The organism is Mycoplasma yeatsii GM274B (assembly GCF_000875755.1).
GTDB lineage: Bacteria > Bacillota_I > Bacilli_A > Mycoplasmatales > Mycoplasmataceae > Mycoplasma > Mycoplasma yeatsii.
The window spans coordinates 348,161-360,585 of sequence record NZ_CP007520.1 but is presented as its reverse complement, the minus strand read 5'-3'; the positions used below and the strand labels follow the sequence as shown (position 1 = coordinate 360,585).

General features: G+C 25.4%; 9 protein-coding genes. 1 reads left to right on the top strand and 8 read right to left on the bottom strand.

What is annotated here, in order from left to right:
* Positions 1-40: 40 nt before the first annotated feature.
* A complete protein-coding gene (locus MYE_RS01545; RefSeq protein WP_042733250.1) occupies positions 41-2,539 on the top strand; it encodes an MOLPALP family lipoprotein in 2,499 nt (832 codons plus the stop codon).
* 32 nt (positions 2,540-2,571) lie between these two features.
* Here the strand turns inward: MYE_RS01545 and MYE_RS01540 are convergent, their stop codons facing one another.
* The 8 genes from MYE_RS01540 to MYE_RS01505 all read right to left on the bottom strand — a co-directional run bounded on the left by MYE_RS01540 (position 2,572) and on the right by MYE_RS01505 (position 12,414).
* Positions 2,572-3,807 (bottom strand): replication-associated recombination protein A, encoded by a 1,236-nt coding sequence (locus MYE_RS01540; RefSeq protein ID WP_042733249.1) that lies wholly within the window; start codon positions 3,805-3,807, stop codon positions 2,572-2,574.
* A gap of 75 nt (positions 3,808-3,882) precedes the next feature.
* A complete protein-coding gene (lon, locus tag MYE_RS01535; RefSeq protein WP_004427053.1) occupies positions 3,883-6,213 on the bottom strand; it encodes an endopeptidase La in 2,331 nt (776 codons plus the stop codon).
* A 128-nt stretch (positions 6,214-6,341) separates the two neighbouring features.
* Positions 6,342-7,628 (bottom strand): trigger factor, encoded by a 1,287-nt coding sequence (gene tig, locus MYE_RS01530; RefSeq protein ID WP_042733248.1) that lies wholly within the window; start codon positions 7,626-7,628, stop codon positions 6,342-6,344.
* A gap of 18 nt (positions 7,629-7,646) precedes the next feature.
* Positions 7,647-7,943 (bottom strand): MMB_0454 family protein, encoded by a 297-nt coding sequence (locus tag MYE_RS01525; protein WP_042733247.1) that lies wholly within the window; start codon positions 7,941-7,943, stop codon positions 7,647-7,649.
* A 25-nt stretch (positions 7,944-7,968) separates the two neighbouring features.
* Positions 7,969-8,523, bottom strand: coding sequence for an elongation factor P (gene efp, locus MYE_RS01520; protein ID WP_004427057.1), 555 nt, complete (start codon positions 8,521-8,523; stop codon positions 7,969-7,971).
* Positions 8,524-8,625: 102 nt separating this feature from the next.
* Positions 8,626-9,582, bottom strand: a complete 957-nt coding sequence (gene fmt, locus MYE_RS01515; protein ID WP_042733246.1) for a methionyl-tRNA formyltransferase — start codon at positions 9,580-9,582, stop codon at positions 8,626-8,628.
* Entirely contained in the window at positions 9,572-11,698 is a 2,127-nt protein-coding gene (locus MYE_RS01510; RefSeq protein ID WP_042733245.1) for a DUF2779 domain-containing protein, read from the bottom strand. The genes fmt and MYE_RS01510 overlap by 11 nt, the downstream gene beginning before the upstream one ends.
* A gap of 95 nt (positions 11,699-11,793) precedes the next feature.
* Positions 11,794-12,414: a hypothetical protein gene (locus MYE_RS01505; RefSeq protein WP_004427062.1), complete on the bottom strand. Its 621-nt coding sequence runs from the start codon at positions 12,412-12,414 to the stop codon at positions 11,794-11,796.
* Positions 12,415-12,425 lie beyond the last annotated feature (11 nt).

Below are 12,425 nucleotides of genomic sequence, written 5' to 3'. Positions count from 1 at the left end.
ATTGAAAAATAATTTTACTAATATTTGAGGTGAGCGAGCAATGAAAAAACTGATATCAGTTTTAACTACAACAAGTCTTTTAATATCATCAATAAGTACAATATCATGTACATATACAAGAAACTTTGCATACAATGTAACAAATCAAATGAAAATGTACATGGACATTTCATCAATCGCTGCTCAATCTGCAATTTTATCTAGTTCTGATAATGAAGATCAAAGTTTTGGAAATATTAGTACTGATTATTCACTTCAAACATTTGCTCAAACTGAAATTAAAGATTTATTCAAAGGTCAATCATTAAATTTAATGAATAAATTTGTATTAGATAAAAACAAAAGAAAAGATGATAAGTTAACATATGAGAATCAATTTAAATCTATGTTTGGTGATTTATCTAATAAAAAATGAACTGAAACATTAAAAAATGTAATGCCTAAAATTTCTACTCCAAAAACTCCGAAATTTAACTGAAACGATAATAAAACAAAAACAACAAGTAATAGTTTAATTTCAACATTAACTTTAATTTCTGGTGGTTTAGCTATTGCTTCTGATGATATAACTGCTCAACAACAAGGTTCATTAATTGGTAATCTTTTAGCAGATAAAAACGGTTTATTAGAATCAACAGCTTTCACTAAAAAAGATGGAAAAACAGTTCTTTCAGATTTAATTAATACATTAAATAAATTTACAGATACAACAAAAGAAAATAATAAATCTAATACGTTATATATTGTTTATGAATTGTTAAAACACGCAACAGATAAACCTGCTTGATTAGATAATGTAAAAAATAAAACTAAAATATCTGATATTTTATCTAATGCTTCAAAAGTGTTTTGAGATTCAATCATCATTAAACATGAAGCAGGAAAAGAACAATCTATAGATTGAATGAATGTTGCAAAAAAAGGTATTGATTTGTTAAAAGCAATTGCTGTTTATCAAAAAGCAATTGAATCTAAAGAAGAACAAATAACACCTGAAAATTACAAAAAATTTAGTCAAACTAACATTTTCAGTACAACAAAAAGTAATTCAGATTTCTTAAAAGAAGTATTAGATTTAAAAATAGAAGATGTTTATAAAGAATTTAATAAAGATATTAATAAAATAAAACAAAACATTAATTCTATTAACATAAAATCAATATTAAACTTTATAAGAAGTAGATTAACAACAGATGAAAATGGTTATAATCTTCAAAAAGTTCTGGTTTTATTATTTGGATCACCTGATGAAAATGATATAAGAAAAGCGCCTGTATTTTCGAATTTTTATCAAAGAGTCAGTGATATCGATATATTAACTAAAGTTCAATTACCAGAAATATTAAAACCTATTGTAAAATTTCTAGTTCAAAAAGAAGTTTTTGAAGGAATTCTTCCTGCTTTTCAAAAAGATTTAGTAGACCAAGCAAAAGATAATCAATTTAAAAAGAAATATGGTGAACTAGAGGGCTTAGCAAAATTTGTTCTTTTCTTTACAGGGATATCTGGTACCATTTTAAATGCAGATAAAATAGCAACATTCTTAAATAGCTCAGGATGATTGGAATTTTTAGATAATCCCTATCTAGCACTATATAAAGGAAAACACTTCTTTAATGATGTTTTTGCGTTAATAAACGAAATAAAAGGTGCTGATTTCATACCTGATGAAATAATAGAAATCTTACCGAATATAAAAACTGCATTAAATGTAAAACTAGATAGAATTATTGATTTTGTAGCTAAAAAAATAAATAAAGATAAAGGTATTGATGGACTTCAATTCTTATATGGATTAAGAGATAAAACAATTCGTGAATTAATAGATGATATATGTAGTTATTTCAAAGTAGATGATAAAGAAATAAAATACATTCTTAATTTATTAAACATTAACGCTTTAGTTGATAGAATATTTAATCCAAACATAACTTTAAGTTTTAAAACTAAAGAACAAAATGGTCAATCATTTAAAACTAATAATTCAATTTCTACTATTGTTACTTTACTAGGTTTAACCGAAAATAACTTTGATGAGGTTAAATTAAAAATTGACAATAATGTACTAGCAGATCAAGATGTAAAACAAATTCAAGAAGCAATAGAGAATAAAAAATACGCTTTAGCTGGAACTATAATGTTAGGGTTTAATCCTAATAATAAAGATAAATTTGTTGAAAAATCAATTCTAGAAGCACTATCTTGATTATTTGGACATCGTGATCCAAAACAAGATTTAGACACAAACACTACTAGAACAACAACTAAAGCTTTAATTCAATCATATCAAGATTTAGTTAGTTGATTTACAAACGAATCAATTGCTAAGTATGAAAAAGATAATTTATCAGGTTCGCTTGATCAAAATAAATGAAAAACTAAATTTTTAAATGTTGAAGGAGATATAAATAATCCTTCAGAAATAGTGACCATAAAATATGAAATGTCTTATGGTGATAAAAAATATAATATAGAAGTTTCAAATAGTACTGATATTAATGAATCTTGAAAATTTAAAAAGATCGAATTAAAAGATTAAAAAGAAAAACTTTCTCAATTGAGAAAGTTTTTTTATTTCTTACTTTTCATCTTATTGTAAAGTTCATAAACCTTAGCTTCATAAACAGAATTTTTAGGTTCGTAAAATTTAATGTTTTTTATTTCATTAGGTAAATATTGTTGTTCAACTCAAGAGTTTTTATAATCATGAGGATATTTATAACCTATCCCGTTTCCTAGTTTTTTAGCAGATTTATAATGAGTATCTTTTAAGTGTTTTGGAATATCATAAATTTCACCATTTAAAACCATTTGATGAGCTTTTTTTGTAGCTAAGTAAGCTGAATTTGATTTTGGACTTAATGCCATTTCAACAATAGATAATCCTAAAATAATAATTCCTTCAGGCATACCGATTTGTCTAAAAGCAATTGTAGATTGTACAACTCTACTTGGTATTGTAGGATTTGCCATACCAATATCTTCATAAGCCATAATTACCATTCTTCTCATTAATGTTTCATAATCACCTAATTCAATTAATCTAGAAAAATAATATAAAGAAGCATCAACATCACTTCCTCTAATTGATTTTTGTAAAGCAGATTTTAAATCATGAAATTCATCACCATATGCTGAATCAGAATTTTTAGACATTGTTAATATCATTTTAATTTGTTTAATATCAATAAATTCATCTTGATAAAGAGTTTGAATTAATTCTAAAGAATTTAAAAAACTTCGAACATCACCAACACAAATTTCGCTTAAATAATTTAGTGCTTCATCATTTATATTCACTGATATTTTATTTTCGCTAATTAATTGTTTTGCATATTCAAACATTTCTTGAGAAGAAATTGATTTTAATTGTATTAATAAACTTCTACTTCTTAAAGCTGGATTAATTACAAAAAATGGATTTTCTGTTGTTGTAGAAAACACATAAATATTTCCTTTTTCCATGTATTCTAATAAAATATCTTGCTTATCTTTATTCAAACGGTGTATCTCATCAATAATTACAATAAATCTATCTTTTGATAAAGCTTTATCAATAATTTTTACCAATTTTTCTTTTTTATCATAACTAGCATTAAAAAGTTCATATTCAATATTTAAATCATTTGCTAAACTAATTGCAAAACTAGTTTTACCTACTCCACTTGGACCAAAAAAGATTAATGAAGTACAATAATTATTTTTAATCATTTTATTAATTAGTCCATTTTCTTTTAAAATATGAGATTGACCTATAATTTCTTTAACACTTTTTGGTCTTAATAAAAATGATAATGGTTTATTCATATTAAATCTCCTAATTATAATTTAATTTTAATACTTTTAAAGTAATAAAAAGGTCGGATAAACCAACCTAATTAATTATTTTTTAAAAACTATATCAAATACTTCTTCATATTTTGAAACTGGAGTTATTTTTAATACGTCTTGTACTTCTTTTGGAACATCATCAAGATCTTTTTGATTTTTAAAAGGAATTAGAATGTGTTTTAATCCACTTCTTGATGCTGAAATAGATTTTTCACGTAATCCACCAATCGGCAGAACATTTCCTCTTAATGTAATTTCTCCTGTCATTCCTATTTCTTTTGAAACTGGTTTTTTAGTTAACGCCGAGATTAATGCTGTAGTTAATGTAATACCAGCACTTGGTCCGTCTTTTGGAACAGCTCCTTCAGGAACGTGAATATGAATATCAACATCTTTGAATGCATCTTTATCAATTCCAAATTTTTCATAATTTGATTTAACATAAGTTAATGCAATTGTTGCTGATTCTTTCATCACTTCACCAAGTTTACCAGTTAAAGTTAGATTTCCTTTTCCTGGATAGATACTTACTTCTATTGGTAAAATATCTCCACCAAATTGAGTATATGCTAATCCAGTAACTACTCCAACTTGAGAATCATCTTGTTTTGAAGTATGTTCAAAAATATGTTTACCTAAATATTCATTAACAACTTTTCTATCAACAACAAGATTTTTAACTTCACCATTTAATAACTTAACGATAAATTTTCTAGCTATTGTTGAAATTCATCTTTCTAATTGTCTTACACCAGCTTCTCTTGTGTAGTACTTGATCATTTCATCATAAGCTTCATCAGTAAATTTCAATTCTTCTTCTGTTAATTGGTCTTCTTCTAAGATTTTTGGTGTTAAGTAGTCTTTTGCGATGTGCATTTTTTCTAATTCAGTATAACTAGATAAATTGATGATTTCCATTCTGTCATATAATGCTTCAGGAATATTTTCTGGATAGTTCGCTGTAGCAATAAACATAACAGTGCTTAAGTCATAAGGTTCTTCAATGTAGTGATCTGAGAATTCTTTGTTTTGTTCTGGATCTAAAACCTCTAACATAGCTGAAGCAGGATCTCCTCTTTGATCACTTGCCATTTTATCAATTTCATCTAATAAGAATAGAGGATTTTTAACTTTTGCACGTTTCATTGCTTGAATAACACGTCCAGGCATTGAACCTACATAAGTTTTTCTATGTCCTCTAATTTCTGATTCATCCTTAACTCCACCAAGTGAAACTTTAACGAATTTTTTACCTAAAGCTTCAGCAATTGATTTAGCTAAACTAGTCTTACCAACCCCAGGAGGACCTACTAATGTAATAATCGGACCTTTTAGAGTTTTAGTTTTTTGTTTAACAGCAAGATATTCAATAATTCTTTCTTTTACTTTTTTTAATCCAAAATGATGTTTGTTTAAAACTTCTTGTGCATATTTTAAATCAGCAATGTCTTCAGATTGTTCTCATCATGGAATTGACATCATTCAATCAACATAATTTCTTTCAACATTTACTTCGGCACTACCAGGTTGCATTGTTTCGATTCTTCTAATTGAAGATAAAATTTTTTCTTTAACATTTTCTGGGAATGGTTCAGTTTCTAAACGTTTTTTATATTTATCTAATTGACTTCTATCTGAGTCTTCATCATCTAATTCTTCTTTAATGATTCTCATTTTTTCTCTTAGATAATATTCTTTTTGTTGTTTGTCCATTTTGTCTTTTAATTTTTTATTAATTTCAGTTTCTACTGATAATGCATCTCCAGTTGCAGCTTGAGCTTTACTTCTATCTTTTAATAAGTCTTTTAATAAATTGATTTTTTCTTCTAATGAAATTGATTCTAATATTTTAATCTTCATTGGTAATGGTATAAATGAAGCCTTGTCAGCTAAACCATATATTAGTTCATTAACATTATTTCAATCATCTTTTTTAATAGCTTCTTCAAATTCATTTATGTTTCTTGAAGTAACTCTACCTAATTGTAAAATTAATTCTTTGATTTTATTTTTCTCTTGATCAGTTGTTGGTACTTGATCTTCTAAAACTGTAGCTTCTGCATATAAAATTCCGTCTTCTTCAATAAAATTGTCAATTTTAACTTTTGAAATAAATTCTAATTCTGTTGATAATGTACCATCTTTTCATACTTTTTTAACACTAGATTTAGCTAAGCAACCTATTTCAAATAATTTATCTATAGAAGGATTTTCATCTAAAGGAACTTTTTGAGAAACAACAATAACTTTACTATCAAAATCTTGTTCAGCTTTTTTGATACTTAACTTACTTTTTTCTCTACCGAACTCTACAACTTTTAAATTTGTAGGAAATAACACTATACCTCTAGTTACAACAACAGGTATTTTATTTATTTTCATACCCTCACTCCTTTATTAATTTCTCTTTATATATCATATCATAATTCTAGCACTTTATATGCTCAAGTGCTAATTAAAGAAAAAACATCCATTTGGATGCTTCAATATAGTTTTAGGAAATTTTTTGATTATTTTCCATTTTTTTCATATAAAAAGTCATAAACCATTTCATCTTCAACTTGATTTTTGATTGAATCTAATGAAATTGAACCTTTAATTAAGTCTAATTCAACACCATAGTATTTAGCGATTTCTTCAAGTTTGTTGTTAACAACTTCATCAGTTGCTTTAATGTTTTCTTTGTTTTTAACTTCAGAAATGATTAAGTAAGTTTGTAAACGGTTTTTTGCGTCTTTTAATAATTCTTCTTCGATATCTTTATCTGATAATTTAGTTAATTCTTTGTATTGTTTTAAATTAATTCCTTGTTGAGCAATTTGTTGTTCAAATTCTTTTTTCAATTCTTTTGCTTGTCTTTCAATTGCAGTTTTTGGTAAATCAATTTCTGAGTTTTTGATAATTTCTTCCATAACTTTATCTACAAAAATAGATTTAGCGTTAGCTGTTTTTTGTTTTAAAACATCTGATTTAACTTTTTCTTGTAGATCTGCAAATGTTTTAATTTCTGGCATGTTTAAGTCTTTAGCTAATTCATCATCTTTAGCAGGAATTACTTTTTCATTAATTGATTTAATATTTAAAACAAATTTTGCATCTTTATCAGCTAATGCTGGAATGTATTCTTTAGGGAATTTTACATTAATTTCTTGGTTTTCACCAACTGATAATCCGATCATTGAATCTTCAAATCCTGGAACAAATTGATTTGATCCGATTTCTAATTTGAAATCTTTTGCTTCTCCACCATCAAATGGTTTTTCATCAACATATCCTTTAAAGTCAAATACTACAACATCACCTTTAGCAATTTTTGCATCAGCTGCTTTTGGTTTTTCCATAGCGAATTGTTGACAGTAACTATCAATTACTTGATCAACTTCTTGATCAGTTACTTCAATTTTAGTTTTTTCAACTGTTTTAATTCCAGTGTATGATCCTAATTTAATATCAGGACGTAAATCAAATACAAAATTAATTACTAATTCTTTTTCACTAACTTTTGCTGGAACTGGTGCAGGAGAATTCATTGGTTCTAATTCTTTTTTTTGTTCTCTAGCAAAATCAAATGCTGATGATAATGATAATCTAAAAGCTTCATTGTAAACTTTTGTAGGAGTTAAGTATGCATTAACTTTTGATTCTGGAGCTTTTCCTTTTCTGAATCCTGGAATTTCTAAATTACTTTTGATTCTATTACGAGCTTTTTTTAATAATTCTTCTCATTCTTTTCCATCAATTGTAACAACTCATTTACCTTGACCTTGATCAATTAATTTTTCTTCATTAAATTTCATTATTTATTTCCTCTCTTTTTACTTTGTATATGAAATATTAATATTTTTAGGTTTTATTGATATAGCTTGAGAAATTGTTTTATCAATAATTTTAAAAAGTTTGTCTTTATTAATTTTTAAAGTATCTAATGCTTTTTGTACTTTTATAGTTATTAAAATGTATAGTTCATTATCTTGAAAAACGCTTGTTAAAACATCTATGTTTTCTGCTTCAACATCGAAATTGGACATAACAGTGCTTTTTATTAATTTGTCCACTACATTTTGTTCAATTTCTAAGTTTCCTCTTCTATTTTTATCAATAGTTATATACATTTAAATCACCTCTTGGTTTGTTAGATTAAGCTCTACCAACATATTTTCCATCATTTGTTGAAATAATAACTTTAGTTTGTTCATTAACAAATAAAGGAACCATAATTTCTAAACCTGTTTCTAGTACAGCTTTTTTCTGAGCTCCACTTGTTGTATCTCCTTTAACAGCGGCTTCAGCTTCAACAACTGTTAATTCAACTTTATCAGGTAAGTTAATACCTAAAACTTCGCCTTCAAATTCAGTCATTTTGATCATTAAACCATCAACTAAGAAGTTTTTTTCTCATTCTAGTCTTGTCATTGGAATTTGAACTTGATCATAAGTTTCAGTGTTCATTAAATATGCATCAACTCCATCGTTGTATAAATATTGCATATCTTTTCTTTCGATCATTGCTTTGTCAACTTTTTCTCCACCAGTAAAAGTTATGTCAACACGTGATCCTGTTCTTAAGTTTTTAGCTTTAACAGAAACCTTTCCTTGTTGACGTCCTGTTTTAGAAAATGATTGTTCTAAAACTAGATAAATATTACCATCATATAAGAAGGTAGTTCCTGGACGTAAATCATTAACTGACATTTGTACTCTCCTTTTTAATAATAAATTTCTTGCTTAAAAGCAAAATTCTATAATATTATACCACTTAAATCGTAGATATTGACTAGCGTATAACCAATGGTTTTATTCAAAAATATCATTAATTTTTAAATCAGATAAATTATTTAAAAAATATATTGATGCAGGTTGTAATTTCTTACCTTGACGTTGAATTTCTAAAATAGTAATTGCTTTATCTTTTGTTTTAACAACTATTCCCTGTTTATTAATATCAATAATAGTTCCAGGTTTAACATTAATAAATTTATCATCTATTTCAGTTATTTTTGAACTTTTAATTTTATATCTTTGTTCATTTATAGTTGTATAACTAATTGGAGTTGGTGATAGTGATCTAATTAAATTAAAAACATTAAATGATGTATCATCTCAATTAATTTTTTCTTCTTCAGGAGCAATATTTCGACAAAATGTAACTTTAGATTCATCTTGTTTGATTGGTTCATATTTATTATTGTAAATATCAACTAAATATTTTTTAGCCATATCAGCACCTAAATCAGCCATTTTATCAAATAAACTACCTGAGTCATCACTATCTAAAATATCAATAGATTCTTGAACATAATAATCTCCAGCATCCATTTCTCTAACCATTTTCATAATGCTCATTCCAGTTGTTTTTTTACCTAATTTAATTGCATATTGAATAGGAGCTCCACCTCTTAATTCAGGTAATAAACTTCCGTGAAAATTAATAGAATCAAATTTAGCTAATTTTAAAACTTTAGTAGGAATAAATTGACCATAAGCACAAGTAATAAAATAATCGAAATCTAATTCAGCTAACTGTTCATAAGCATCACCTATTTTTACAGGTTGAATTACTTTAATATTATTATCTAATGCCATTTGCTTAACAGGGGTTGGGACTAATTCTTTTTTTCTTCCTTGAGGTTTATCTGGTTGACTTATAGCAAGAATTACTTCAATTTCTTCAATCTCAGTTAATGCTTTTAAAATAGTGGCTCCAATTTTAGGTGTTCCACAAAATACAGCTTTAATTTTTTTATTTTCCATGCTTTTTTTCTCACTTTCTAGTTATTTCAAAAACTCTTTTTAAAATCACAACCATCGCTAAAGTATCACGGTTACAATAATTAATCATGTCTTGTTTAAATGTTTGATCTCAAAGTTGATCATCAAGTCTATCTTCTAAAAATCTTCTAAACATTTCACTTGCTTTTCCACCATTATTAATAGTTAACATTTTATAAGTAAAATGAGGATCTAAAGCGGGTTGAGTTTTTTTAATTGAAGTTAGTCCATGAAAATTTTTATTAGCTATTAAAAATGAAGGTCTTTGTCCTTTTTTACCTTTAAAAAAATCAATTAAATCAATTGTATTATTAACAATATACATTAAAGGTAATTCTAATTCAGGAAATAAACAAGCTAAACATTTTAAAACTCTTTGTTCAAAAGATTTATTATAAGCAACATAAACTCCAGGATCATTTTCAAAAATATCTTTTAAAAACTGAATTACAAACATTTTTCTAGGGTCTTGTTTTGAATCTGATAAAAATTGATAATGCTTCATTGTTTGTTCATTATTATAATCGTAATTATCATCATTAATTATATGAATCGAATATTGAAACGGTGTTTGATGATATGGATTTGTTTTATAAAATCTAGGAACAGCGAATTTAACTGTTTCAAAATCATACATAAAAATAGGATATTTTTCATATTTTTTTAATTCTTGTTTTAAAAAATCATAGTTTTCATCTTTAATCATTAACGATTCATCATTTAAAATTTCTTGTTCATATTTAGCTACTTCAAATATTCTTTCTTGATCTTTATTAAAGAAAGTTTTTGAATCAACTAAGTTATCTATTACAACATCATTTAATGTATTGTAATCTTTAAAATAAGGTGAAGGTAACTCTTTAATTAAAAATGCTCTTTTATCTTTATTTTTACCAGTTAATTGTCATCATCCTTCAATAGTTTGATCAAAATATTTTAAAACATGTTTACATGATGATTTTTCAGGTATTTGTCAATTAGTTCACACAGCATTTCTTGATCTAGTTTTAGCAACTTGTAAATAACATGATTCGTTGTTAAAAATATTTAAAATATCATTTTCATTTAAACTTAAATATTCTGATATTTTATAAAATAATTCATCTAAATCTATAAAGTTTTTTAAGTTTTGATAGTCTTGAAATAATGTGGGTCTATTTTGAGATTCACCAAATGTTAATTCATCTAAACTAACAAGTTTTTCAATATCAAGATCTTCAGTATCATCTAAGTCTTTAAAATTTAAATTTAAATTATCTATATTTTTAACAATTTGTTTAGCTTGATCAAATGAAATTTCATCATCTGAATATTTATCATCAAGATCAGCTAATTCTTTTTTAAAATCAAAATAATAATTTAAATCTTCAGCGTGTAAATAATCTCTATTTAACTTACAAATCTTTATATTTTCAACAATATAACCGTTTTTTTCTAAAACATAAGCTTGATAAACTAAATCTCAAAAATGCTCTTTTTTCACACTACTTGTTGCTTTAGCTTCTATAATTTCAACACGATTATCACCTAAAAGTTTTAAAATATCACATCTAACTTTTAAATTAAAATTATCATATTCAAATGCAGGTTCATATAAATAAATATATTTATCTTGATACTTTTCTATCAACTCTTTTGTTTCTTTAACTGCTTGTTGGATTTTTGTTATTTCATTAAAACTTTTAGTAAGTTTGTTTGGATGATTTTTTCTTTTTTCTATTTCAAAAAATTCAATTGCTTTTTGACCAAATTCTTTACCATCTTCAATAGCATCACCTTGAAATTCTTCTAAACTAAAACCATCATCACTTAAAATACTTTCTTCTAATTTTTGTCTAATTAATTCTTTTTCTTTATCAGTTTTTAAATCAGAAAAAACATAATCTTCAAATAAATTTATATTAGTTGCATTAGAGTTGTAATCATCTTCAGATTCTAAATCATTATCTAAATTAAAAAAATATTTTTTGTTTTTACTAAGTTCTAATGTTGTTTTAAAATTTTGTATACTGTGAAAAACTCAAGCTTGTTTAATACATTGAGTATTAGCTGTTTTAAATGTTTCTTTAGATATATTTGTTTTAAAAATATTTGACATTTTACTACCTATTTTCTACATTCTTTAAATAAAATTATACTTCATTGCTAAGCAAATAAAAATTACAATCTAATATGATTGTAATTTTAAATTTATTAATTTTCTTTAACTCTAGTTGGAACGAATTTATGTTTTGAACGGTGCATTCTTCTTTCGTGATTAATATCTAAGTTTTTCTTTTGTTCTTTAGATTTTTGTTTAGCTTCTTTTAATCTTATTTTTTCTTCTTGTTGAAGTTGTTTTGCACTAGCTTTTTCAGCTAAACGTAATTGTTTTTTTTCTTCTTTTGTAAGTTTAATTTCTTTTTCACCAATTGCAATTCTTCTTTTAGTTTCTTCTAAATCTAATCGAGCATTAACAATTCAGTCTGTTTTATAATCATTTTTATTAATTTTAGTAGTTAAACCTTCAACTTCATAAGCTCTAACTTCAATGATTTCTTGAGTTTTTGGTGAAACTAAATGAACAATAACATCAAAAACATCACGATATTTATATTCAGCACCTCTTCTAGAATAAACTTTTTCAAATTCTATTCTTAAGTTTTTTCTAGATTCATTAATTGCTATATATTGTTTAATTTTGTCTCTAACTTGTTGATAACGTTTTTCTTTTTCTTTTTTATTAGCTTTTCTTGAAGTTAAAGTACTTCAAATAACAAATCCAATAATAAATACAAATAACGCAACCATCATTATTGTATTTCCTGATGCCATAAGTCTTATTC